24 protein-coding genes are annotated in these 25,726 nt (G+C 52.8%); 10 read left to right on the top strand and 14 right to left on the bottom strand.

Annotation, left to right across the window (positions count from 1 at the left end):
• The first annotated feature begins 2 nt into the window (after positions 1 to 2).
• Together HED65_RS01460 and HED65_RS01455 are read left to right on the top strand one after the other, a co-directional pair.
• On the top strand, positions 3 to 2,984 hold the full coding sequence (locus HED65_RS01460; protein ID WP_114977112.1) for a virulence factor SrfB: 2,982 nt from the start codon (positions 3 to 5) through the stop codon (positions 2,982 to 2,984).
• Positions 2,981 to 5,158, top strand: a complete 2,178-nt coding sequence (locus tag HED65_RS01455) for a virulence factor SrfC family protein (RefSeq protein ID WP_114977111.1) — start codon at positions 2,981 to 2,983, stop codon at positions 5,156 to 5,158. Before HED65_RS01460 ends, HED65_RS01455 begins: the two co-directional genes overlap by 4 nt.
• A gap of 31 nt (positions 5,159 to 5,189) precedes the next feature.
• Here the strand turns inward: HED65_RS01455 and HED65_RS01450 are convergent, their stop codons facing one another.
• From HED65_RS01450 to ymcF, 9 genes are all read right to left on the bottom strand, one after another.
• Entirely contained in the window at positions 5,190 to 5,945 is a 756-nt protein-coding gene (locus tag HED65_RS01450; protein ID WP_114977110.1) for an alpha/beta fold hydrolase, read from the bottom strand.
• An 86-nt stretch (positions 5,946 to 6,031) separates the two neighbouring features.
• Entirely contained in the window at positions 6,032 to 6,205 is a 174-nt protein-coding gene (locus HED65_RS01445) for a GhoT/OrtT family toxin (protein ID WP_013096478.1), read from the bottom strand.
• 181 nt (positions 6,206 to 6,386) lie between these two features.
• Positions 6,387 to 7,811, bottom strand: a complete 1,425-nt coding sequence (gene patD, locus HED65_RS01440) for an aminobutyraldehyde dehydrogenase (RefSeq protein ID WP_114977109.1) — start codon at positions 7,809 to 7,811, stop codon at positions 6,387 to 6,389.
• A 24-nt stretch (positions 7,812 to 7,835) separates the two neighbouring features.
• The gene (locus HED65_RS01435; RefSeq protein WP_114977108.1) at positions 7,836 to 8,642 is read right to left on the bottom strand and encodes an ABC transporter permease; all 807 of its coding nucleotides are present in this window, start codon (positions 8,640 to 8,642) and stop codon (positions 7,836 to 7,838) included.
• Complete coding sequence (locus HED65_RS01430) at positions 8,632 to 9,576, bottom strand: ABC transporter permease (RefSeq protein ID WP_114977107.1); 945 nt, start codon at positions 9,574 to 9,576, stop codon at positions 8,632 to 8,634. Before HED65_RS01430 ends, HED65_RS01435 begins: the two co-directional genes overlap by 11 nt.
• A 1-nt stretch (position 9,577) precedes the next feature.
• Positions 9,578 to 10,591: an ABC transporter ATP-binding protein gene (locus tag HED65_RS01425; protein ID WP_114977106.1), complete on the bottom strand. Its 1,014-nt coding sequence runs from the start codon at positions 10,589 to 10,591 to the stop codon at positions 9,578 to 9,580.
• Between the two features lie 17 nt (positions 10,592 to 10,608).
• Positions 10,609 to 11,754 (bottom strand): putative ABC transporter substrate-binding protein YdcS, encoded by a 1,146-nt coding sequence (gene ydcS, locus HED65_RS01420; protein ID WP_114977105.1) that lies wholly within the window; start codon positions 11,752 to 11,754, stop codon positions 10,609 to 10,611.
• Positions 11,755 to 12,027: 273 nt separating this feature from the next.
• Positions 12,028 to 13,437, bottom strand: a complete 1,410-nt coding sequence (locus HED65_RS01415; RefSeq protein WP_114977104.1) for an aminotransferase-like domain-containing protein — start codon at positions 13,435 to 13,437, stop codon at positions 12,028 to 12,030.
• 82 nt (positions 13,438 to 13,519) lie between these two features.
• The gene (gene ymcF, locus HED65_RS01410) at positions 13,520 to 13,708 is read right to left on the bottom strand and encodes a cold shock small protein YmcF (protein WP_114977103.1); all 189 of its coding nucleotides are present in this window, start codon (positions 13,706 to 13,708) and stop codon (positions 13,520 to 13,522) included.
• Between the two features lie 460 nt (positions 13,709 to 14,168).
• Here ymcF and HED65_RS22590 point away from each other — a divergent pair, with 460 nt between their 5' ends.
• The 6 genes from HED65_RS22590 to hslJ all read left to right on the top strand — a co-directional run bounded on the left by HED65_RS22590 (position 14,169) and on the right by hslJ (position 18,254).
• A complete protein-coding gene (locus HED65_RS22590; RefSeq protein ID WP_114977102.1) occupies positions 14,169 to 14,540 on the top strand; it encodes a hypothetical protein in 372 nt (123 codons plus the stop codon).
• On the top strand, positions 14,537 to 15,031 hold the full coding sequence (locus tag HED65_RS01405; RefSeq protein WP_223256797.1) for a DUF3828 domain-containing protein: 495 nt from the start codon (positions 14,537 to 14,539) through the stop codon (positions 15,029 to 15,031). The genes HED65_RS22590 and HED65_RS01405 overlap by 4 nt, the downstream gene beginning before the upstream one ends.
• Positions 15,032 to 15,149: 118 nt before the next feature.
• Positions 15,150 to 16,550 (top strand): cytochrome ubiquinol oxidase subunit I, encoded by a 1,401-nt coding sequence (locus HED65_RS01400; protein WP_114977101.1) that lies wholly within the window; start codon positions 15,150 to 15,152, stop codon positions 16,548 to 16,550.
• The gene (gene cydB, locus HED65_RS01395) at positions 16,550 to 17,560 is read left to right on the top strand and encodes a cytochrome d ubiquinol oxidase subunit II (RefSeq protein ID WP_114977100.1); all 1,011 of its coding nucleotides are present in this window, start codon (positions 16,550 to 16,552) and stop codon (positions 17,558 to 17,560) included. The genes HED65_RS01400 and cydB overlap by 1 nt, the downstream gene beginning before the upstream one ends.
• Positions 17,560 to 17,688, top strand: coding sequence for a DUF2474 domain-containing protein (locus HED65_RS01390; protein WP_114977099.1), 129 nt, complete (start codon positions 17,560 to 17,562; stop codon positions 17,686 to 17,688). Before cydB ends, HED65_RS01390 begins: the two co-directional genes overlap by 1 nt.
• A gap of 128 nt (positions 17,689 to 17,816) precedes the next feature.
• Positions 17,817 to 18,254, top strand: a complete 438-nt coding sequence (gene hslJ, locus HED65_RS01385; protein WP_114977098.1) for a heat shock protein HslJ — start codon at positions 17,817 to 17,819, stop codon at positions 18,252 to 18,254.
• Here the strand turns inward: hslJ and HED65_RS01380 are convergent, their stop codons facing one another.
• The gene (locus HED65_RS01380) at positions 18,255 to 18,521 is read right to left on the bottom strand and encodes a putative hemolysin (protein ID WP_025759109.1); all 267 of its coding nucleotides are present in this window, start codon (positions 18,519 to 18,521) and stop codon (positions 18,255 to 18,257) included.
• Positions 18,522 to 18,792: 271 nt separating this feature from the next.
• Between HED65_RS01380 and nifJ the strand changes: the two genes are divergently transcribed.
• Complete coding sequence (gene nifJ / locus HED65_RS01375; RefSeq protein WP_114977097.1) at positions 18,793 to 22,317, top strand: pyruvate:ferredoxin (flavodoxin) oxidoreductase; 3,525 nt, start codon at positions 18,793 to 18,795, stop codon at positions 22,315 to 22,317.
• 390 nt (positions 22,318 to 22,707) lie between these two features.
• A complete protein-coding gene (ompC, locus tag HED65_RS01370) occupies positions 22,708 to 23,817 on the top strand; it encodes a porin OmpC (protein WP_114977096.1) in 1,110 nt (369 codons plus the stop codon).
• 48 nt (positions 23,818 to 23,865) lie between these two features.
• Here ompC and HED65_RS01365 read toward each other — a convergent pair whose 3' ends face one another.
• The 4 genes from HED65_RS01365 to HED65_RS01350 form a co-directional block, all read right to left on the bottom strand.
• The gene (locus tag HED65_RS01365; protein ID WP_114977095.1) at positions 23,866 to 24,276 is read right to left on the bottom strand and encodes a GFA family protein; all 411 of its coding nucleotides are present in this window, start codon (positions 24,274 to 24,276) and stop codon (positions 23,866 to 23,868) included.
• A 3-nt stretch (positions 24,277 to 24,279) separates the two neighbouring features.
• On the bottom strand, positions 24,280 to 24,477 hold the full coding sequence (locus HED65_RS01360; RefSeq protein WP_114977094.1) for a hypothetical protein: 198 nt from the start codon (positions 24,475 to 24,477) through the stop codon (positions 24,280 to 24,282).
• 116 nt (positions 24,478 to 24,593) lie between these two features.
• On the bottom strand, positions 24,594 to 25,043 hold the full coding sequence (locus tag HED65_RS01355) for a hypothetical protein (RefSeq protein ID WP_114977093.1): 450 nt from the start codon (positions 25,041 to 25,043) through the stop codon (positions 24,594 to 24,596).
• Between the two features lie 125 nt (positions 25,044 to 25,168).
• Positions 25,169 to 25,717, bottom strand: coding sequence for a GNAT family N-acetyltransferase (locus HED65_RS01350; RefSeq protein ID WP_114977092.1), 549 nt, complete (start codon positions 25,715 to 25,717; stop codon positions 25,169 to 25,171).
• Positions 25,718 to 25,726 lie beyond the last annotated feature (9 nt).

Raw genomic sequence — 25,726 nt, 5'->3', positions numbered from 1 at the left:
CTATGCTGGTAAATCTTTGCGACTATAAACAAAGCGTCACGCTTATTGCTAACAGCGGCGTGCAGTTCCTTGATTTCGGGCTGACGCCGCAGGACACCGCCAGCAACGGGCGCTTCGTACGGAAAACCGCGAACGGCCCCCTTTTGCGACTCGATTTCGACCTGGTCAACGGGCGTTATACTCTGCCCGGGATGAACGGTGGACAGCCTGAAGTGGTGAAACCGGAAACCACCATTGCGCTACATCAGTCACTGGCGGTCCTTGATGGTGTCTGGCTTCCTGTTCCGTTCCTGCGCTTCAACCCGCCACGGACCTTTGTCGACGGCCCGGATAACTGGGCTCGCGTTCAGGTGCGTAAGCTTGATAAACCCGACACGGCAGGTCACACGCATCGCGTTACCCTTGCGCTTGACAGCCAGATTGCCGAACATGCCACGTCCGCGCTGTCCCCGGTCGAAAACGACATTCTGAACGGAACCCGCTTCGCTCTGGCCTGGCGGGATAACGAAGTGGAAAGTTTCCTCGACCAGACCTGGATTGACGGCTGGCTGCGTGAGGCATTTACCCAGTATGCCGACGGTGTTGAAAACCGCTCTGAACGTGACCTGCAACAGGCAATGCGTAGTTTTGAATATCAGGCCCACTGGCTCAACCTGCTGACCATGCTCGGTGAGCAGCTTACCGTGCCGGAAGTGAAATTTGTCACTCATACGCTCAGTACTCCTGCTATTCCGGTCGACCTGATACTCGATGTCGGCAATACCCATACCTGTGGCGTGATTATTGAAGACCACGGGGATGCGAACGATGGTTTACGCCAGACTGCTGAGCTGCAGGTCCGTTCGTTGAGCGAGCCACAATTCCTCAATGAACCCCTGTTCACCAGCCGCCTGGAGTTCTCAGAAGCGCGTTTTGGCAAGCAGCACTTCTCGGTTGAAAGCGGTCGTGAAGATGCCTTTGTCTGGCCTTCGATTGTCCGTGTCGGCGATGAAGCACGGAAACTGGCTACCCAGCGCCTGGGAACCGAAGGCAACAGCGGCATCTCCAGCCCGCGTCGCTACCTGTGGGATGAAACACCGGTGGTACAGGACTGGCGCTTTAGCCAGATGAACAGCAAAACCCAGCGTGAACCTCTGGCGACCGCGTTTCCGCTGATGAACCTGATGAACGATGACGGTGAGCCGCTCTTTACACTGCCGCAGGACGAGCGACTGCCAGTCTTCTCACCGCAGTACAGCCGTAGCACGCTGATGACACACATGTTGTGCGAGCTGCTGGCGCAGGCACTTGGGCAGATCAATAGCGTCGCCACGCGCTTACGTCTGGGCTTCCCGGCGTCTCCGCGCCAGTTACGAACCCTGATCCTGACCCTGCCGTCGGCCATGCCAAAGCAGGAGCGGGAGATTTTCCGTCGTCGCATGTTCGAAGCGATCGCCATTGTCTGGAAAGCAATGGGATGGCACCCGCAGGATGAAGATTTCGCCACCCGTAAACAGCAGGAAAAAAGTGTGGTGCCGGTTCCTGAAATCCAGATGGAGTGGGATGAAGCCAGCTGCGGTCAACTGGTCTGGTTGTATAACGAAGCCATTTCTCGTTTTGGCGGCCAGACGGAGGCGTTCTTTGCCTCCCTCGCCCGCCCGGATCGTGAACCTGAGCCTGGCGCTCAGCCGGGGCGTTCACTGCGCGTCGCGTCCATCGACATTGGTGGCGGCACAACGGATATGGCGATCACCCATTATCAGCTTGATGATGGCTCGGGTAACAACGTTAAAATCACGCCGCAACTGCTGTTCCGTGAAGGGTTTAAAGTCGCGGGTGACGATACCCTGCTTGATGTGATTCAGCGCTATGTACTGCCCGCCCTGCAAACGCAACTGCAGAAATCGGGTATTGCGGATGCCTCGCTGCTGATGGCTTCACTCTTCGGTGACTCCGGTCGAATTGACACCCAGGCAGTATTACGCCAGCAAACGGCGCTTCAGCTCTTTATGCCGATTGGCCATGCCATTCTTGCCGCGTGGGAATCGAGCGATATTGACGATCCGCTGGCTGGCCTGCATGCCACCTTTGGTGATCTCCTGCCGCAAAAACCGACCCGCAACGTGATGAATTATCTGCAACAGGCGATCGATCATGCCCTGCCAGCGGGTTCTGAAACGTTCGATCTGTTCACCGTTCCGCTGCACGTGAATTTCCGTGAAATGCAGGATGCGATGCTGGCTGGCCAGTTTACGCTGGCCTCACCGCTCCACGCGGTGTGTGAGGCGATATCCCATTACAGCTGCGATATTCTGCTGATCACCGGACGTCCTGGCTGTCTGCCTGGCGTTCAGGCGTTGATTCGTCATCTTCAGCCGGTGCCAGTCAATCGCATCGTCTGGCTGGATAAATACCAGGTTCATGAGTGGTATCCGTTCAGCCAGCAGGGGCGCATTGGCAACCCCAAATCAACCGCCGCCGTGGGAGCGATGCTTTGCAGCCTGGCGCTTGATCTGCGTCTGCCGCGCTTCAACTTTAAAGCCGCAGACATCGGTGCGTATTCAACCGTGCGGTATCTGGGTGTGCTGGATAATACGGTCAACACCCTGCGCGAAGAGAACGTCTGGTATCAGGATATCGATCTCGATAAACCCGGTGCGAAACTCGACGCGCGTCTGCACTTTCCGCTGCGCGGTAACGTCACCCTCGGCTTCCGCCAACTGGCAAACGCACGCTGGCCGGCTACGCCGCTCTATACACTCAGCATCAACTCGGCTGAACTGGCCAAAGCGATTGCAGGTGATGGTGTGCTGAATGTGCGGCTTAAACTCTGCGGTGGCAGCAAGCAGGAAGGCCCGGAGTCCTTCGAGCTGAGCGATGCCTGGCTCCAGGACGGAACTCCGGTTGCCCCTGACGCGTTAACCTTCAAACTGAATACTCTGGCCGATCGCCGTCATAGCGGTAGCCACTACTGGATCGACAGCGGGAGCGTATACCTGAAATGACAGCGACGATCACCACCACTCAGGCCCTAATCGGGTGGATTAATGAGACGCGCCTGAACGCCCCTGTGCTGGATAACGATGCCGACGCCCTACTTGCTCGCATCAACGCGGTGCAGGTGCGGGAACAAGCCATTGAACATGCCCTGACCCGCCAGAGCAGCATTGGGCTTTATGGCCATTCTCAGAGTGCCAAAGCACACCTGCTTTTGTCTCTGTGCGGTAGCGGTAACGGACGCCTGAACGTGACACCGGGCCAGCGTACCTTTGACTATTTTTCGCATATCAATCCGGGACATGCCCTGACAAACATGGCCGTCCGCTTCACCCGGGAACATGCAGATGTTTTTGACGAGGCGTTTCCGCTGCGTCTGAGCCTGGTCACCGAGGCCGAACTGGTACAGCTGTTTATTGCCCGCACGACGCTGCACCCGCAGATGCGCGCGGTGGATAAAGCTGTCATTGAGACGCGCCTGGAGAAATGGCGCGGCCTGCGTCAGCCGCAGGGCGTGCCTGGCATCACGACTCAGGAAGTGGGGGCAATTGCCCGCTTCTGGCAGAACACGGTACCCGCCGCAAAACAGCAAATTGATGATGCCCTGTGGCATCAGTTTGCCCAACTGGTACCCTCCCTTGATCTCAGCACGCGAGCCAGTGTCTGGTCACTGCTTTGGGGTGAGCAACAGGAGTTGACCCAACAGTGGTTAAAACTCGCCCATGTGCTGCATCAGACCAGCCATGCCAGCGAACTTGCCGCGCCTCTTAGCCTGCTGGTGGATAGCTTCGGCCTGCCCGGTGAAGGGTTCCTGACGCACGACGGTACGTTAACCCTTCAGGAAGCGCAGGAGACACTGCTACATCCACTGAATAACGGTGAGATGCTCAATGCCATCAGCATACCCGTCGATGTGCTTGCCTTCCTGACCCGTGAGCTGGTGTTACCGGTTGAGAACAGCGCCCTGGATAATGTGGATATTATCGATATCCCGGTATTTGAAGAAAATAATGCCGACCCGTTACGCCAGGCTAAATCACAGTGGCTGCTTGAGCACTACCGTCAACAGCTACAGCCAGATGTTCTGGTTATTTGCAATGCCACCGCTCAGCACGAGCAGACGGCCAAAAAAGCAAAAGTGCTAATTAACTGGGTTAAAGAGACACAGCCTGCTGAAGAATCTGCCCTGCCGGGTCTGGTGTGGGCAATTACCCCTCATGACGCTCGTTTTACCACCCGGCAGAATCTCGATGAAGCCGTACAGCATCTGCTCGGTAAACCGGGTTTACGTTGGGGCACTCTCCAGGCACTGGACAGCCACAGCATGCAGCGCGTGATCGAGTGGTTGTCTCAGGCCACATTACCCGCCCAGCGGCAGAAGCGTCTCAGTACGCTGAAAAACTTGCTGCAGCAGGAGCTTTCGTCTCTGATGCAAAGCTATCTGACGCCACTGGTTGAGGCCCCCGGAGCCAGACGAACCCGTGCAGAAAGTATGGTGCGTACTCTACAGGGCTGCGCCGCCCGCCACGGCGAACTGCTGGATGGTCTTCTGCCTCCGCTTAAAGCCTTTGAAACTCTGCTGGCCGTTCAGCAACCCCGTGAGGAGCAAGTTAATGGGTTGTTTACGGATTCCATTGACCTGTTTGCCGATAACGCGCAGGAAAGTGCCGGCATGTTCCAGACAAAAGACAAAGCGCGTCTGGCACACAGAGTGTGGATAAATCATCTGCGTCAATGGAGCCGCAATGAGGCCACGGCTGCCCGTCTTGGACTGGATCCCGGGGTGTTGCAGCAAATCGCAGATGTTCTGGTGGTAACCAGCTACCGGCTTAACCTGCCTCAGCAACTTCAGCGCATTGTTGAAACGGATAAAAGTAGCGCCGCACAACTGCATGCCGTGATGGGTAATTTCGTTGGCTGGTTGGGTTACGACCAGACACCTGTCACAGCACGTCCGGCAAGCCGCATCCGTAAAGGTCAGGCCATCTTTGTCACACCAGTGGTGAACAGTGCAGAGCCCCGTCTGACCCGACTGGGGGAACAGCCCATACATGCGGCTACCGCGTATGTTTACGACTGGCTGGTTGCACTCTATAGCCGCGCGATAGAGAACATTGATTACCAGCATCCGCATGATGTTCAGCCCGCCTCTCGTCAGGCACTGCAGGCATTATTGCGCTGATCTTTTTAGCCCGCAGCAATGCGGGCTATTATCACGCTGCCACGCACTCTGCTAATGCCTGTGCCAGCGCGGACGGGTTTTCCCAGGACATTGAATGCCCGGCAGCAGGGATGATTTTCACTTCAACGCCCTTCTGCTTCAGATTATCCACATCGTTATCTGGCAGCGACAGCTCGCCGAAAATCAACGTCACCGGACACGTCAGAGACAGGAATTGTGCTTCCCATTCGGGTTCAACACCTTCCACCAGGCTTGATGCGCCCCGCCACACGGCATAAGGGGCATTACTCTGCAGGCACCCCGCCCACGCCGTCGTTTCTGCGCTGAGCATGGCATCATAACCCCGCTCCAGAAACTGTTGCTCGGTTTGCACTGCGATAGACCGGCTGAACACTCCGCCACCTGCGTGAAAATTGGGTTCTGACACCATCAACCCTCTGACGAGCGGTGCCAGCAGCCCCGCTGCTTCGATAGCAATGCTGCCACCCATGCTGTGACCATAGAGCCAGAAGGCATTCAGTTTAAGATGGTCAATCAGTTCCGCCACTACGCGCGCCTGGTCAGTGGTTTTGTAGCTGTAGTGCTCAGGCTTATCGCTGTAACCGCTACCGGGCAAATCAATAAGAATGGCTCTGCGCGCGCTAAATAATGGATCACGAACGACTCGGGGGTATTCATAGGAAGAGGCGCAACCCAACCCGTGAATGAACACGACGGGATCGTCAGCACCCGGCAAATCGTGCCAGCGCACAGTGCAACCAGCCTGGTGTGAGTAAAAACTGTTCATAAGCACTCCTTTTATGACGCGCTGTGTATTTATACAGTCATCACATCTGGAATGCTATGTTCATCTTTTAAAATTGGAAGCGTGCTTCAGAAAAGCGAGACCAGCAGCGCAACGGGAAAGCTCATTGGCCAGGTAGACCCCACCAGAAAAGCACTCAGCAGGCGTATACGTTTACGGTCTTTAGAGAGGAACCAGGTAATTAATGCGCAGATGGAAGCCATGATTGCGTAAAAAACCAACATCTTTTGATACAACGTCATTCTGTATACCAGAGCCGAAAAAATAACCGCACGCAATATGCGTCATATGTTGATACAGATCAAGTTTTTTCGTTACAGAATAACCACTTAAAAATCATGGCTAATAACAATTGGGTATTTTACGCAACATTAATGGCGAAATGAGAGTACACCCGGCCGCGCAAGCGACCGGGCATGGTGGCTAGTGTTTAATCATGACATGCCGGACAACCGTATAATCCTCAAGCCCGTAAACCGACATGTCTTTTCCGTATCCGGACAATTTCATGCCGCCATGTGGCATTTCGCTCACCAGCATAAAGTGGGTATTCACCCAGGTGCATCCGTACTGCAGGCGTGCGCTCAGGCGATGGGCGCGCCCGACATCTTTAGTCCAGACTGATGATGCCAGACCATATTGCGAGTCGTTGGCCCATGCCAGCACCTGCGCTTCATCATCAAACTCGGTCACGCTCACCACCGGACCAAACACCTCGCGCTGGACAATGGCGTCTTCCTGTTTTGCACCCGCCAGCAGGGTTGGCTGGAAGTAGTAGCCAGTCCCCTCTTTTTTGCTGCCCCCCGTGACAACACGGATGTGGCCGAGCGCTTTCGCCTCATCAACAGCTTTACAGACCCGTGAAAGATGGGCTGCCGAACTCAGCGGCCCAAGCTCGGTAGAGGCATCTTCCGGGGCACCCATCTTGAGGCTGGCTACTGCTGCACCCAGTTTTTCAACAAGCCGGGCATAAATCCCCTTCTGAGCATAAATACGACAGGCTGCCGTACAGTCTTGTCCGGCATTGTAGAAACCGAAAGTACGAACACCTTCGACAACGGCATCGAGATCGGCATCATCAAAGACGATAACTGGCGCTTTACCCCCCAACTCCATGTGGGTGCGTTTAATCGAAGACGCGGTATGCCCGATGATATGTTCCCCGGTAGCAATCGAGCCGGTCAGTGAGACCATGCGCACTTTTTCATGCCCGGTCAGCGGGTCTCCTACCGTTTTACCACGACCAAACAGCACGTTCAGAACGCCTGCCGGGAAGATATCCTTCGCCAGTTCTGCCAGTTTTAAAGCTGTCAGTGGCGTAATTTCAGAGGGTTTGATTACCACACAGTTACCGGCCGCCAGCGCAGGTGCCAGCTTCCATGCAGCCATCATTAGCGGATAGTTCCACGGTGCGATAGAGGCGACAACACCAATCGGGTCGCGACGGATCATCGAGGTATGGCCATCAAGATATTCCCCGGCGGCCAGTCCGTTCAGGCAACGCGCGGCCCCGGCAAAGAAACGAAAAACGTCGACGACGGCCGGAATTTCATCACCCAGAACACAGTGCAGCGGCTTGCCACAGTTGAGAGATTCAAGCCGGGCAAACTCTTCACCATGCGCCTCAATGACATCAGCCAGTTTCAGCAGGCACTCAGCACGCATTTTAGGTGTGGTTTGCCCCCAGTCGCTGAAAGCACGATCCGCAGCCTGAACGGCCGCATCAACCTGAGCAGGTGAGGCTTCAGCAATCTCCAGCAGTACCTCTCCGGTGGCAGGGTTATAAACCGGCTGTTTTTCTCCTTCTCCGGCAACCAGTTCACCCTTTATCAGCAGATGTTTTTGCATAGCATTATCCTGTTGAAATTAAAGTTATTTCCCGCTACCGGCAATGTTCTCACCGTCGCGGGTTAGCCACCAGGCTCCCAGAATGGGGATGGTCGTCACCAGCATCACCAACAGTGCAACAACGTTGGTGACCGGCACGTCACGTGGACGCCCGAGCTGATTGAGTAACCACAGCGGTAACGTACGCTCGTGTCCCGCGGTAAATGTTGTGACAATGATCTCGTCGAACGATAGCGCAAACGCCAGCATGCCCCCGGCCAATAGCGCTGAGCCTAGATTGGGCAGCACGACATACCGGAAGGTTTGCCAGCCATCAGCCCCCAGATCCATCGACGCTTCAACCAGACTCCAGGAGGTGCGCCTGAACCGGGCAATGACGTTGTTAAACACCACCACCACACAGAAGGTAGCGTGTCCGACCACGATGGTGAAAAATCCCGGTTCGAGGTTGATAGCCTTAAATGCTGTCAGCAGCGCCAGACCGGTGATGATCCCCGGTAGCGCAATCGGCAACAGCAACAGCAACGAGATCGCGTTTTTGCCGAAAAACTCACTGCGCCACAGTGCCGCTGCAGCAAGCATGCCAAGCACGAGGGCAATTGCGGTAGATAAGGCAGCAATTTGAAGTGACAACGTCACTGACTCAATGATATCGCCACGCCCTGCCGCCACGCTAAACCACTTCAGCGCCAGCCCTTGTGGCGGGAAACTGAACGCAGCGTCTTCGGTGTTAAAGGCATAGGTCGCAATAATCAGCAGCGGGAAGTGCAGGAAGATTACCCCGCCCCACGCTGCCACTTTCAGGAACAGCGGTGCGCGTTCAGAGTGCATCGAATGCTCCCAGACGTTTCACGAACGCCAGATAGAGAGAGATAAGCACGATGGGAACCAGTGTAAACGCCGCGGCCATGGGCATATTGCCGATCGCCCCTTGCTGGGAATAGACCATGTTCCCGATGAAATAGCCTGGCGGCCCCACCAGCTGTGGAACAATGAAATCCCCCAGCGTCAGGGAAAAGGTGAATATTGACCCTGCAGCAATGCCCGGGATTGCCAGCGGTAAAACGACATAACGAAAGGTCTGACGGGGACGCGCACCGAGATCGGCCGAGGCCTGCAGTAAAGAAGCGGGTAGCCTTTCCAGCGCTGCCTGTACGGGCAGGATCATAAACGGTAACCAGATGTAGACGAAGACCAGAAACCGCCCGAGCCCGGAGGTGGACAACGTGTTTCCACCGATCGCCGGTAGCGTAAGCACTGAGGTCAGGATCGGCTCCAGCCCCAAATGGCTGAGAAACCATTGCGCCACGCCATCCTTCGCCAGCAGTAAAGTCCAGGCGTAAGCTTTAACAATATAGCTCGCCCACATCGGCAGCATCACCGCGATATAGAAGAATGCTTTCCACTTACCACTCGTATAACGCGCCATATACCAGGCCATCGGGAATGCCAGGATTGCACTGGCAATGGTGACCGCTATTGCCATCATCAGCGTACGCAGGATGATATCGTAGTTTGCCGGGTTGAAGAGTGCCTGGATGTTAGCCAGAGTTAGATCCGGCGTGACCGCCATAGTGAAGTCGTCAAAGGTGTAAAACCCCTGCCACAGCAGGGTCAGGAGCGAACCTAAGTAGACGATGCCAAACCACATCAGCGGAGCAAGCAGCAGCAGGAACAAGCCGAGCGATGGCTTTCGCCAGAACAGGGCCGTGATACGGCTTAAGCGGCTGCGTGGTGCGGGAGGATGAGCGACACTCATATCCATTTCACCTCTCCTCAGACAGACGGATCATGGCATCCCGTGACCACGACGCCATCACTGCCTGCCCCGGCTCAACTCCACTCAGCATCGTGATATCACTGAGGTTGGCCTGGCTCACCAGCAGTTTTGCCCCATCAGCGAGTTTGAGCTCCAGACGTGTTGCCGCCCCCTGATACTGTACCGCCTGTACGACACCCTGAACCTGAACTTCACCACTCTCATTAAGGCGAATATGCTCAGGACGTAGCGAGTAAGTGCCTTCCAGGCCACAGACTTTATGCGCCAGGCAAGCATCAAAGACATTGGAGGTCCCGACAAAACCTGCCACAAACGGGGTGCGCGGGCGCATGTAGAGATCGCGTGGTGTATCGACCTGCTCAATACGTCCGTTATTGAACACTGCCACCCGGTCTGACATGGAAAGGGCTTCACCCTGATCGTGGGTGACAAAAATAAAGGTGATACCCAGTTCCTGCTGAAGCTTCTTCAGCTCGAACTGCATCTGCTCGCGCAATTTGAGGTCAAGTGCGCCTAAAGGTTCGTCCAGCAGCAAGACGCGTGGTTCATTAACCAACGCGCGCGCAATCGCAACGCGCTGGCGTTGTCCACCAGAAAGTTGCGAGGGCTTACGGGCTACGGCAAAGCTTAAACCTACTTTTTCCAGAGCATCCCTGGCCTGTGCATGGCGTTTTTTCTTGTCGACACCTTTGACCATCAACCCGTAGGCGACATTATCGAGGATCGACATATGCGGGAACAACGCATAGTCCTGGAACACGGTGTTCACATCCCGCTCCCACGGGGGAAGTTCGCTCGCCTCTTTGCCAAAGATGGCGATCGTACCACCCGAAAGCTGTTCAAAACCGGCTATCAGACGCAGGCAGGTGGTTTTGCCGGAGCCCGAAGGCCCCAGCATAGAGAAAAATTCTCCGTCACGAATCGCAATGGTAACCCCATCCACCGCCCGTACGTCGCCGTACAGACGGGAAACGTTATTAAACTCTACGGCATACGTCATGTTCTGCTCCCGGGCGATTAACGGCCGCCCATAATGGCGATGTAATCCTGCGTCCAGCGGCTGTATGGCACAAATTTGCCGCCTTCAGCGATAGGGGTTTTCCAGAACATGATTTTGTCGAACTCGTTATATCCGTTTGTTTCGCAACCTTTCTCACCCAGCAGCGTGCTGGCTTTACAGCCCTCAGGAACCACAGGCAGTGAGCCAAACCATGCCGCCAGATCGCCCTGCACCTTCGGTGTCAGCGACCAGTTCATCCATTTGTAGGCGCACATCGGATGTTTTGCCTGGGCGTGAAGCATGGTGGTATCCGCCCAGCCAGTGACCCCTTCTTTCGGGAAGACGGTGGCAATCGGCTGGTTCTCAGCTTTCAGGGCATTCGCCTGATAAGGCCAGGCGCTGGAGGCAACGACGCCTTCATTCTTGAAGTCACTCATTTGTACGGTCGTGTCATGCCAGTAACGGTGGATTAAGGCATGCTGATCGCGTAGCACCTTGAGTACGGTGGCATACTGTTTCTCAGTGAGCTGGTACGGGTCGGTGATACCCAGTTGCGGTTGAGTGGCTTTGACAAACAGCGCGGCATCGGCGATGTAAATCGGACCGTCATACGCCTGCACACGCCCCTGATTGGTTTTACCGTCCGGGAGATCCTGTTTGGTAAAGACCACACTCCAGCTGTCCGGCGGTGTCGGGAAGGTTTTGGTGTTGTACATCAGCAGGTTTGGCCCCCACTGATAGGGTGTGCCGTAGACTTTGCCTCCTACGTTAAACCATTCTCCTTTCACAATCCGTGAATCGAGGGTTTTCCAGTTGGCAATGAGGTCGGGATTAATGGGTTGAACGCGTTTCCCCATGATCAGACGCAGTGAAGCATCACCCGACGCGGTGACCAGGTCGTATCCCCCTTTCGCCATCAGGCTCACCATTTCATCCGACGTGGCCGCCGTTTTGACGTTGACCGCGCATCCGGTCTCTTTTTCAAACTGGGTTACCCAGTCATAATTTTTGTCCGTCTGTCCTCGTTCGATGTATCCCGGCCAGGCAATAATATCCAGTCGTCCTTCCCCGTCACCGATAGCCTTTGGTGGTTCTGCGGCTTGCGCTGTCATGATAGTCATGCCGAGCGCACACAGGCTGCTGCGGGTAAATTTTTTGCTCATAAGGGTTACTCCAGTGGCAATGGAATTTAGCGGCAGCCGTGCCGTAAAAATATCTCCCTTATTAAACGTAGACCGCGTAAATGCGCCGCACCGTGCGGCTTAAGGAAATTTCATCAAGGTGTGACCGAGGGCGCATTCCCCGTTAACTGGATTATAGACAAGGAGTTAGCAATGCCATACGGTTTGCGGATTTACTGGGATATGGCGCCACGAAATATTTGTCGTGCCGCCATACGAATAAGGAATGATTATTTAAATGAAGGTAAGAAAAGTTTATTCCAGCATACTGCTAATTAATTTCCCCAACTGAATAACCGCCTGTTCTTCACGCTCCCCCCATGCCCAGGATGTATTAAAACGAAAGAATGGCGTCCAGGCGTCAGAGGTGGAAAACATCTTTCCCGGGGCAATACTAATGTGGTGAATTAAGGCCTTTTCACTAAGCTGCCCTGCATCCAGTTGCGCCGGAAGCTCCAGCCATAAAAAGTAGCCGCTATCATTATGGTGAATTTTGACCCCGGCAGGCATATGCCGCAAAAGGGATTGCCAGGCCTGCTGCTTTCGCTCGGCCAGCGTGCGCCGCAGGCGACGAAGATGAGCGTCGTAACGTTTAGTCGCCAGATAGTCCACCAGCGCCAGTTGCATCGGAGAACTGGTCGATAACGTGCTCATCAGCTGTAACTGCTGAATGCGTCGCGCATGTTTTCCCGCCGCCACCCAGCCGATACGAAACCCCGCCACCAGACATTTCGAAAACGATGAGCAGTGCAGCGTCATGTCCTCCCGATCCCAGGCCTTCGCTGGAAGCGGTTTTTCCCGACCAAAGTAAAGCTCGCTATAGACATCATCCTCAATCAGGGTGACGTTATGTTTCGTTAACAGTGCAACCAGATGCGCTTTTTTCTCGGCACTCAGCGTAAAGCCAAGCGGGTTTTGCCCATTGGTCATGAGCCAGCAGGCTTTTACCGGGTATTCATTCAGCGCCTGCTCAAGCGCATTCAGATCGATCCCCTCGCGGACATCCGTCGCAATCGACAGTGCCTTGAGTTTCAGGCGTTCCAGCGCCTGCAATGCGCCGTAGAAACAGGGATTCTCGACGATCACCCAATCCCCAGGCTCAGTCACTGCCTGCAAACTGAGATTCAGTGCTTCAAGCGCGCCAGCGGTAATGACGATCTCTTCAGGTGAGATATTCATCCCCTGCTGGGCATAGCGCCGGGCAATGGCGTGGCGAAGGTCAACATTACCCGGAGGAAGATTTTCAATGACGCTCATTGCGGTCGCCGTTTTACTGACATTCGCCAGCGAGCGGTTAAGCTGCTGAAGCGGGAAAAGTCGGGGATCGGGAAACGCGGAAGCAAAAGGAACAACAGATGGATCGCGACTGGCCTGCAATACGTCGAAGATATAGGTATTGATATCGACCACTTCGTCACGCATCACCTGGGCAGGCGGCGCAGGCTGTTGTGTCGTCGGGCGCGAGGCAACGTAATAGCCCGACTGCGGTCTGGCGACAATGCGCCCCTGACTTTCCAGCATCTGGTACGCGTGGCCAACGGTCATAAAACTCATGCCGCTGCTCACCACCTGTTCGCGCAGAGAGGGCAACTTATCGCCCGGCAACCATACGCCAAGCTCAATCTGCGAGATAATTTGTTGCGCCAGACGCTGGTATTTTTTCATCAGATTCTCCTTAATGCCGACAGTGTATATCAGCAGGAGAAAAAGAGAAGTTTTTGCTAACTGTTATGAAAAGCGGTGTTGATTACTTGCGGTACTCGATAACGTGGCTCTGGGCTGAATGTGCAACGGCCAGGTGATCGAGCGTAATCATCGGCGATTTGCAAAAAATGCATTTCGCGCCAAACGGGTTTTTCTCAGACACATCAAAGGCTGAGGTACGGTACTGCGAACCATGACAGCATGGGCAGCGGAAATGAATGTAAGAAGTCATAGGATTCTCCTGTGAACGTTAAAACGTAAATTGCTAATGGGCCTTTCAGGCGATAGTGGTTTGAAACAAAAACTAATCGGAGTGTAGAAAGAGAACCAGGAGCGGCTGCGGAGAGGCACAACGTGATGAGGACTGCTTTATAAAACTACGTCAGATATTTTTTTGGACTCAAAACCAGAAGATCATTAACGCATGACGTTGAAGACAAAGCAAGCAGTTTAATGCGGAAAATTCATAAAAATAGTGTTTTTATTCCGTAACGCTCAGCCCTGGTTTAAATATTGATGTACAGAATCCCCACTCATACTAACATAACCCCATGAAATACAAACATTTTGAATAACATTTCTTGCCTACTGCCCTTACAAAAAATGGAGTATCAACAGAAGCGATTTAACCCCTGCGGTTTAACACTAATCACGTAAGAATTTCGTTCTTACTTTACTTGAGATAACTAAGAATGAGTTGGAATAAAGACACGGCTATTTCTTATCTCCGTTCGCATGCGTTTGGACACTCTCACAACGAATGCGCAAAGTTTACCCGTCGAGCCATAGTAGCTGGCGGCATTAAGCTTGAACGTACACATGATGCGAAGGATTACGGACCAATACTTTTGCGTGCTGGTTTTAGAGAGGTTCCTTCCGGTTCGACCCTGCTTAGCGGAGATGTCGCTGTGATTCAGCCTTATTCTGGAGGAAACTCTAGCGGGCATATGACCATGTATGACGGCACACAGTGGATATCTGATTTTAACCAGCTCAGTATGTACCCCGGGCCTGGTTACCGCCGCGCACAACCCGCCTTTAAGATTTACAGGATGAGTCGATGATGAGGAGGATTATTATCACTCTGGCATTATTATTGTCCGCCTGTACGTCTGTGCCTCAGCAGAATGCTGCGGATCGGGCACAGGAATTTTATTCTTCATATCTTATGTTTTTTTCGGAAAGTGATGGGGAATATCCTCAGCTGAGAGAGTACGTTGCGGCTGATACTCTGCATCGGCTTAAAGAGATAGAGTCTATCCCTGAGCAGGAAATAGTGGAGTCAGATTATTACGCCTATATTCAGGATTATGATCCGTCCTGGGTGAAGGGGCTTGCCGTTGGTGTGTCGCGTCAATTCATGAATGGAGTAGTTCTTCCGGTCAGAATTGGCATTGAGAATGCCGGCTTTCTTAATCTTGAAGTGTATATGCGTCGTGAAGATGGGAAGTGGAAAATCTATCGCGTACGTGACGTAACTGATAACTATGAGCATCCCATATTTAATGCCGGAGCAATTGCCCGTGCGAGGTCGGCTGCCGAAAGTGGGCTCTAAGCACATTAGATTTTACGTAGGGCAAACTGTTATAGGTAAATAGGTCAGGTCTGTTTCTGCAACCCAGAGCTGGCGCGGCTTAGAATGGCATCGACATAATTACATCGCGGAGTTTTGCATGTTTGGTTTGGATGCTTTTCACCTTGCACGGATACAGTTTGCTTTTACCGTATCCTTTCACATCATTTTCCCGGCGATCACCATCGGTCTGGCCAGCTATCTTGCTGTGCTGGAGGGCCTGTGGCTGAAAACCAAAAATCCGGTCTGGCGCTCGCTGTACCATTTCTGGTCGAAGATTTTTGCCGTTAACTTTGGTATGGGCGTTGTCTCCGGGTTGGTGATGGCCTACCAGTTTGGTACCAACTGGAGTGGTTTTTCGCAGTTTGCAGGCAGCATTACCGGCCCGCTACTAACCTATGAAGTGCTGACCGCCTTCTTCCTGGAGGCTGGTTTCCTTGGCGTGATGCTTTTCGGCTGGAACAAAGTCGGGCCTGGTTTGCATTTCTTCGCCACCTGCATGGTGGCACTGGGGACCATTATCTCCACCTTCTGGATCCTCTCATCAAACAGCTGGATGCAGACCCCGCAAGGCTATGAGATCGTCAACGGGCAGGTCGTGCCGGTGGATTGGTTCGCCGTGGTGTTTAACCCCTCCTTCCCTTACCGCCTGCTGCATATGTCGATAGCCGCGTTCCTCAGCAGCGCGTTGTTTGTCGGCGCTTCCGCGGCATGGCATCTGCTGCGTGGGAATAATACTCCTGCCATCCGGGCGATGTTTTCTATGGCGCTGTGGATGACGTTAATTGTCGCCCCCATCCAGGCCATGGTCGGTGATATGCACGGGTTGAACACACTAAAGCACCAGCCCGCTAAAATCGCCGCCATTGAAGGCCATTGGGAAAATCCGCCAGGTGAACCCACCCCGCTGCTGCTGTTTGGCTGGCCTGATATGGAACAGGAGCGCACCCGCTTTGGTCTTGAGATCCCGGCGCTGGGGAGTCTTATCCTGACGCACAGCTTTGATAAACAGGTACCGGCTCTCAAGGAGTTCCCGAAGGAAGACCGCCCGAACTCGACCATCGTCTTTTGGTCATTCCGCATTATGGCCGGCTTAGGCATGCTGATGCTTCTGCTTGGCGTGGTGGCTCTGTGGTTACGCTATAAAAAGCGCGTTTACGCTTCTCGCCCTTTCCTGTGGTTTGCCCTGTTGATGGGGCCATCCGGGCTGATTGCGATTCTGGCCGGATGGATCACCACCGAAGTGGGCCGCCAGCCGTGGGTTGTTTACGGTCTGCAGCGAACGAAAGATGCGGTTTCAGCGCATGGTGACCTGCATATGAGCGTGAGTTTGCTGGCCTTTTTCGTCGTTTATACCTCGGTGTTTGGCGTGGGTTACAGCTATATGGTGCGCCTTATCAGGAAAGGTCCGCAGCCTCATGAATCTTATGCCACCGAATCAGATGGACGTCCGGCGCGCCCACTTTCTGCCGTCACAACTGAACATAAGGAGCAGCCATAATGGGTATCGATCTTTCCATTATCTGGTTTGTCATCATCGTCTTCGCCACACTGATGTATATCGTGATGGACGGTTTTGATCTCGGGATAGGTATCCTGTTTCCGGCGACACAAAACGCCGACGATCGCGATGTGATGGTCAACAGCGTCGCCCCGGTCTGGGACGGAAATGAAACCTGGCTGGTGCTCGGCGGTGCGGCCCTGTTCGGTGCATTTCCACTGGCCTATGCGGTGATCATTGATGCCCTCACCATCCCGCTGACATTAATGCTGATCGGACTTATATTCCGTGGCGTAGCATTCGAGTTTCGTTTTAAAGCGACGCCGGCCCACCGCCCGTTCTGGGATAAAGCGTTTATTGGCGGTTCAATTCTGGCTACGTTTACCCAGGGTGTAACGGTGGGCGCAGTGATCAACGGTTTTACCGTGACTGGCCGGGCCTATACTGGCGGGCCCTTTGACTGGTTCACCGCGTTTAACCTGTTCTGCGGTGCCGGTCTGGTGGTGGCCTATGCACTGTTAGGCTCTACATGGCTGGTGATGAAAAGTGAAAATGCCCTTCAGCAGCGGATGCGTGGGGTATCCAGAACACTGTTAATCGCTCTTCTGGCCTTCATTGCCGCAATCAGTATCTGGACACCGCTGGCGCAACCAGCCATCGCCGCGCGCTGGTTCACGCTGCCGAATCTGTTCTATCTGTTGCCTGTTCCGGTGCTGGTGGTGCTCCTGAGCCTGTATCAGTGGCGTTGCCTCAATAATCCTGCAAGCCATAATCGTCCATTCATCCTGACGTTAGGATTGATATTTCTCGGCTTTAGCGGTCTTGGGATCAGCATCTGGCCGCATATCATTCCACCGTCAATCACCCTGTGGCAGGCCGCCGCGCCGACGCAAAGCCAGGGCTTTATGCTGGTGGGCGCGTTATTGATCATTCCCATTATTCTGGTCTACACCTTCTGGAGTTACTACGTGTTTCGCGGAAAAGTTCAGCATGGGGAGGGTTATCACTGATGCAACAACCTGTCTGGAAACGATTGATGTGGCTGGCCATTATCTGGGGCGGAAGCGTGCTGGCGCTGGCTGCGGTCAGTATGCTGTTTCGTATGTTGATGACAGCCGCAGGGTTTAAGTCTCACTAATCTTCATGTCGGGCAACCGCTGCGTTGCCCGACACCCGCCTCGCACTTTCAGATAAACCCCATTAACGCAAGGCAGCGTATCGTTACACTGTAAAAAGATTCACGATATTTATAGTTTGAGAAGAAAAATGAAAAAGCTCATTGCGTTAAGTGTTATTAGCCTTGTCCTGACCGGTTGTGTTAATCCGGGGAAAGCTTCCGTTCAGCCGGAGCAACTGAAGAACCATCGTTTTGTTCTGGAAAATGTGGACGGCAAAGCCGTGAAGGCCACAACAACGCAACCTGAGATCAGCTTTAGCGCCCTGCCAGATATTAGCCTGGTTAATAACATTCGCGTTTCAGGCCAGATGTGTAATCGCTTCAATGGGCAAGGGAAATTGTCCGAAGGCGAACTTAAAGTCAGCGGTCTGGCCATGACACGTAAACTTTGTACTGAACCGCAGCTTAACGAGCTGGATCACGCCATCGGCGACATGCTGCGCAAAGGGGCGCAGGTCGACCTGACAGAAGACCAGTTAACGCTGGCGACAGCCGATAAAACGCTGTTGTTTAAGCGTGCAGAATAATCAGTAGTTACCGCAAGTTCCAACGGCAAGCGACTGTTCGCTGCAGCGTTTGCCGTTTGGCAAGGCGCACATCCCAATAGCAGAACCGTCAAGCTGGCGGGCAACAGACAACGAACCACCAATCATCGCGCAGTTGGCCTGACCGGAGCTGGACATCGCCGCTTTCATTCCGGGCGCCACGTGTGCCGCTGTTGCTTGCTGGACTGGTTCACTGCTACATGCCGACAATAATAACGCGGCACACCCTACCAAAAATGCTGAGCGCATGCTCTCTCCCCCATGAATAATGCGAAACCTATGCATAATAGGCATCACATCCCGTGTCGTCGAGAGCGGAAGTGCGTATTTATGCGCCCCGGAAACAATTTCTCGCAATTTTTTTGGCAAAAGTTTGATCTACTCATTGATACCAGGAATACCGAGGACACAAAAGCGAAAATCGTCGAATCCCCTGTTTGCTAGACTAAAGAGATAATATTCAGGGCTCGTCGTCTGATGACAGCCCCTCTATTTTTGCGCAATGTAAGGGTGTCGTCCTATGCAAACTATTGACGGTAATGGGGCTGTTGCCTCAGTCGCGTTTCGCACCAGCGAAGTTATCGCCATCTATCCAATCACGCCAAGTTCAACCATGGCTGAGCAGGCAGACGCCTGGGCGGGTAACGGGTTAAAAAACGTCTGGGGCGATGTCCCAAGAGTGGTTGAAATGCAGTCTGAAGCCGGTGCGATTGCCACGGTACATGGTGCGCTTCAGACTGGTGCGCTCTCCACGTCGTTTACCTCTTCTCAGGGATTGTTGTTAATGATCCCGACACTGTACAAACTCGCTGGTCAACTCACCCCCTTCGTTCTGCATGTTGCGGCACGAACCATTGCCACCCACGCCCTGTCCATCTTCGGTGACCACTCCGACGTAATGGCCGTGCGTCAGACCGGTTGCGCGATGCTCTGTGCCAGCAGCGTGCAGGAAGCACAAGACTTCGCCTTAATTTCGCATATCGCCACGCTGAAAAGCCGCGTTCCATTTATTCACTTCTTTGATGGTTTCCGCACGTCTCACGAAATCAACAAAATCGTCCCGCTGGCTGACGACACAATTCTGAATCTTCTGCCGCAGGCGGAAATCGACGCGCATCGCGCCCGCGCCCTTAACCCGGAGCATCCGGTGATCCGTGGGACATCCGCGAATCCAGATACCTATTTCCAGTCCCGTGAAGCCACGAACCCATGGTACAACGCGGTTTACGACCACGTTGAACAGGCGATGGCTGACTTTGCTGCCGCAACCGGACGAGAATACAAACCGTTCGAGTACTACGGCCACCCGCAGGCAGAACGGGTGATTGTGCTGATGGGATCCGCCATTGGAACCTGTGAAGAGGTGGTTGACGAGCTGCTGACGCGCGGCGAAAAAGTTGGCGTGCTTAAGGTGCGTCTCTATCGTCCATTCTCAGCTAAACATCTGCTTTCTGCCTTACCTGAAAGCGCACGTGCTGTGGCGGTACTGGACCGTACCAAAGAGCCCGGCGCACACGCGGAACCCCTGTATCTGGATGTCATGACCGCGCTGGCTGAAGCATTTAATAACGGCGAACGTGAAACGCTACCGCGCGTGATCGGCGGCCGCTATGGTTTGTCCTCCAAAGAGTTTGGACCGGACTGCGTGCTGGCGGTATTTAACGAGTTAAATGAAGCGAAACCGAAACCTCGCTTTACGGTCGGCATTTATGATGATGTGACTAACCTTTCCCTGGTTTTGCCAGAAAACACGTTGCCATCGAATGCCAAACTTGAGGCACTTTTCTATGGTCTGGGCAGCGACGGCAGCGTCTCGGCGACCAAAAACAACATCAAAATCATCGGCAATTCTACCCCGTGGTATGCCCAGGGATACTTCGTCTATGATTCCAAAAAAGCCGGTGGTCTGACCGTTTCCCACCTGCGTGTGAGTGAACACCCCATCCGCTCGGCTTATCTTATTTCGCAGGCTGATTTTGTTGGCTGCCACCAGCTGCAGTTTATTGATAAATACCAGATGGCTGAGCGCCTGAAACCCGGTGGTATTTTCCTGCTGAATACGCCATACAGTGCAGACGAAGTCTGGTCGCGTCTGCCGCAGGAAGTACAGGCGGTCCTCAACCAGAAGAAAGCCCGTTTTTATGTGGTTAATGCCGCGAAAATTGCCCGCGAATGTGGTCTGGCTGCGCGTATTAATACCGTGATGCAAATGGCCTTTTTCCATTTGACCAATATCCTGCCTGGCGACAGTGCACTCAAGGAACTGCAGGGTGCAATTGCCAAAAGCTACAGCAGCAAGGGCCAGGAACTGGTCGAACGCAACTGGCAGGCGCTGGCACTCGCTCGCGAATCTCTGTTTGAGGTAGCGCTGCAACCGGTGAATGCTGCAAGCCCAAATCGTCCTCCGGTGGTCTCTGATGCGGCGCCTGATTTCGTTAAGACCGTGACGGCGGCAATGCTGGCCGGACTGGGCGATGCCCTTCCCGTCTCTGCTCTACCGCCAGATGGGACCTGGCCAATGGGGACCACGCGCTGGGAAAAACGCAACATCGCCGAAGAGATTCCCATCTGGAAAGAAGATCTGTGTACCCAGTGCAATCACTGTGTTGCGGCATGCCCACATTCGGCCATTCGCGCCAAAGTGGTTTCCCCGGAAGCAATGGCGGATGCTCCGGCCAGTCTCCATTCTCTGGATGTGAAATCGCGTGATATGCGCGGACAGAAATACGTTCTGCAGGTCGCACCTGAAGATTGTACCGGTTGTAATCTGTGCGTTGAGGTGTGCCCGGCGAAAGACAGACAGGACCCGAATATCAAAGCCATCAATATGATGTCGCGTCTGGAGCACGTTGAAGAAGAAAAAGTAAACTATGACTTCTTCCTGAATTTGCCGGAAATCGATCGTAGCAAGCTGGAGCGTATTGATATTCGAACGTCGCAGCTTATCACTCCGTTGTTCGAGTACTCTGGTGCCTGCTCTGGTTGTGGTGAAACGCCGTATATCAAACTGCTGACGCAGCTCTACGGCGACCGAATGTTGATTGCCAACGCCACCGGCTGCTCATCAATCTACGGCGGTAATCTGCCCTCCACGCCGTACACCACCGACGCGAATGGTCGAGGTCCGGCATGGGCAAACTCATTGTTCGAAGATAATGCCGAATTTGGTCTCGGCTTCCGTCTGACCGTCGACCAGCATCGCGCGCGGGTGATGCGTTTACTGGAACAATTTACCGGGCAGATCCCTGCAGAGCTCAATGACGCGCTACACACAGAAGCCACACCAGAAGTTCGTCGCGAGCAAGTTGCTGAGCTGCGACATGCCCTTCAGGGGGTGGCGGGTGCAGAACAACTTCTGACTGACGCTGACGCCCTGGTTGAAAAATCGATCTGGCTTATCGGCGGTGACGGCTGGGCTTACGATATTGGTTTTGGCGGTCTGGATCACGTGTTGAGCCTGACCGAAAACGTCAACATTCTGGTTCTGGATACACAGTGTTATTCCAATACTGGCGGCCAGGCGTCGAAGGCTACGCCATTGGGCGCCGTTACAAAATTTGGTGAACACGGGAAACGTAAGGCACGCAAAGATCTCGGTGTGAGCATGATGATGTACGGCCACGTTTACGTCGCGCAAATCTCACTGGGTGCGCAACTTAACCAGACGGTGAAAGCCATCCAGGAAGCGGAAGCGTATCCTGGCCCGTCGTTAATCATTGCTTACAGCCCATGTGAAGAGCATGGCTACGACCTGGCACTCAGCCACGATCAGATGCGTCAGCTGACGGCTACCGGTTTCTGGCCTCTGTACCGGTTCGACCCGCGCCGTGCGGACGAGGGTAAGTTACCGCTGGCGCTGGATTCACGTCCACCGTCAGATGCCCTGGCCGAGACATTAATGCAGGAGCAACGCTTCCGCCGCCTCAATGCGCAACAGCCTGAGGTAGCTGAACAGTTGTGGAAAGATGCCGCAGCAGACCTGCAAAAACGGTATGATTTTCTGGCTCAGATGGCAGGTAAAGCCGAAAAATCAACCAGCGATTAATTCCCCCTGCCCGGTAAACCCGGGCATTTTTTTGCCATAAAAAAAGCCCGATGTATTCACATCGGGCTAATCCAGTTAATTAATAAATATCTATTTAGCAGAGTAAATAGCATTCATGCAAATTATGGATAAATAATCTTAAAGGCATATAACGACACAGAGATTAGCTTACTTAACTCATTATTAATAATTTTTATTTTGTATAATTCACCGCGAATCATTCATACAACCAATGACTATTTCCGTGGTTTTATTTGGTTTAGATTTTACTTAATTCGTAACAATTATATTTTATTACTCTTACACAGGAGTGATTTAGCATGAGACAACTTTCTCATTCTGAAAGTTCAACAGGTAATTAAATAAAAACAACTGCAAAGGAATATCACAATGCAAAGAAAAGTACTGGCTCTGATGATTCCGGCTCTGTTAATGGCTGGTGCTGCACATGCAGCAGAAATTTATAATAAAGACGGTAACAAATTAGATCTGTACGGAAAAGTAGATGGCCTGCACTACTTCTCCGACGATAAAGGTGCTGATGGCGATCAGACCTACATGCGTCTGGGTTTCAAGGGTGAAACCCAGATCAACAACATGATGACCGGTTACGCACAGTGGGAATACAACATTCAGGCGAACAACACTGAAGGCTCAGATAACCAGTCCTGGACACGTCTGGCCTTCGCGGGTGTAAAAGTCGGTGACTACGGTTCCTTCGACTATGGCCGTAACTATGGTGTTCTGTATGACATTGAAGGCTGGACGGATATGCTGCCAGAGTTCGGTGGCGACTCCTACACCAAAGCTGACAACTTTATGACCGGTCGTGCGAACGGTGTAGCAACCTACCGTAACACCGATTTCTACGGACTGGTACCGGGCCTGAACTTTGCGCTGCAGTATCAGGGCAAGAATGAAGACGCCAGCAACAACCAGGAAGGTACTAACAATGGCCGTGACACACGCCATGAAAACGGTGACGGCTTCGGTATCTCTACCACCTATGACTTTGGTATGGGGATCAGCGCAGGTGCGGCCTATACCTCTTCTGACCGTACCAATGAACAGGTTATGAATACCACGGCTGGTGGTGACAAAGCCGATGCCTGGACTGCTGGTCTGAAATATGACGCCAATAATATCTACCTGGCGGCAATGTATTCTGAAACCCGTAACATGACGCCTTATGGTGATAATACCGACGCCGTGGCGAACAAAACTCAGAACTTCGAAATCACCGCACAATACCAGTTCGACTTCGGTCTGCGTCCAACCCTTTCCTACCTGCAGTCTAAAGGTAAGGACCTGGGCAACGGTCAGGGCGATCAGGATCTGGTTAAATATGCTGACGTCGGCGTTACCTATTATTTCAACAAAAACATGTCCACCTATGTTGATTATAAAATCAACCTGCTGGACGAAGATGAAAGTTTCTACAAGAACAACGGCATCGGTACCGATGATGTTCTTGCGTTAGGCCTGGTATACCAGTTCTGATTGTCCGAGCCCGCATAATTATGCGGGCTCACTGTTTTTTGAGACCTGTCAAAAGATTTTGCGAAAAGAGAGATAGCCAAAAACTCCGCTCCCCCCGTCCATAGGATGGTTAACTCCGTCCATCACCGTAACCTCCGGGAAGTCGAACGGCGATACGTTTTCAAAACAGGCAACATTCACACCGTACTCGTTCGGGTTGGAACGCCGTTGATGGAACGTATAAATCCCGCATATTGAGCAGAAAAAATGCCGGGCCGTACCCGTGTTAAATCGGTACTCCGTGAGCTTATCCTCACCTTTGGTTACAGTAATCCCCGATAACGGCGCGGATACCGCCACAGCCCCCCGCATTCGGCAGAAAGAACAGCTGCAGCGCCGCGCAGTATTAAAGCCATCAGAAAGCTCGACGGTGAATACCACCGCGCCACAATGGCACTGCGCATGACGAATTTCACCCATCGGTTACACCCCTTTCCTCACAAGTGCGGCAGCTTTGACGAAAACTTCATCCTCAACACCATCACCTTTCTGCCTGCCCAGCCTGACCAGTTCATTGACGATGCTAACGCGATCAATCGGTTTCTGCGCTGAAACCAGCCCAATGACGGCGGCACCAATTGCCAGCCCCACTAAACCTGTTTGTTCATCTTTGTTTTGCATACTCGCGCTCCCTTTTACAACAGAAAAGCGTAGCAGGAATACGGTAAAACAGAACGGCATTGATTGATTTGGTTAATATCTGTTGAACGTATCAAACAGATGGGTAAAGTGATTATTTAGAATCTCGGGGTCATCCCATATTTTGGGGTCTTGATGTTTGCCGCCCATACCTTAATATCATTTTGCACAAGCAGAGTGAAATCTGCCTTCAGATGATTCACCATACCATTCACACTATCAGCATCAATCACTGAAAAATGTTCAATTTTGCTCACACCCACCTGAACGCAGTGATATTGTGCAGGCAGTGTTTTGCCATTGACGTTAAGCTCTTTCCTGTCTCCACCACATTGTCCTTCAGAAATATATGACACCAGCAGATTGGCAGAACGCCGCTCTGGTTGGGATATACTCACCATGACAGGAAAACCCTCTGAAGTCTGTGTCATATCATAAAGAACGGCATTTTTTATATACCATGTATTATATTCCCTCTCCTGAAACGCGGACCAGGCAGGCGCAGAGATGAACGCCATCACCACCAGTGTAATATATTGAATTTTCATGGGATGTTGTCTTATGTGTTGTTGCACTTATTATTCAGATTGTGCAAAAAACAGCAAGCCATTGAGAATAAACCTACTACTATTAGCGGTGCAGGTACCAGTATTTAGAAATTTTTGACGCTCTGTTAATGCTGGAGATGTTCCTCTTTTAACAAGGCATAACAATATTCATCACCCCATTCCCCCTTAAAAAAGATGTTCTGCAGATAATGGGCTTCCCGTCGAAAATGGAGTTTTTCCAGAAGGTTTACAGCGCGAATATTGCGTGTATCCACAACGGCGATAAGCCGGTGCTTTTTATAGTGCGTAAATAACAGTGTAATTATGGCACTGATCGCTTCCCGGGCATAACCCTGACTCTGATATTTCATATCAAAGGTCATACCCAGTTCAGCCTGCCTGCCCTCATCAAAAAAATGAATACCAATGTCACCAATCACAGCCCCGTCCATTTGCCGTTCAACGATAATCTGATACCACGTGTCATCGCTGTTAAACGCAAGGGAGTTCTGCTGAGCATATAATTTTTCTGCATCCTGCATCGTGTAACGATCCCAGCTCTGAAAACGGGCGACCTCAGGCTGGTTGCGGTAGCACGCAATTTCCGGCAAATCGGCGGATGCCAGTGGCCGTAGTAACAAACGCGAGGTTTGTAATGGCAATCTGTATTCCATTTTTTCTCT

Source organism: Pantoea sp. LS15 (genome assembly GCF_012241585.1).
GTDB lineage: Bacteria > Pseudomonadota > Gammaproteobacteria > Enterobacterales > Enterobacteriaceae > Enterobacter.
This window is presented reverse-complemented; position numbering and strand designations above follow the sequence as displayed.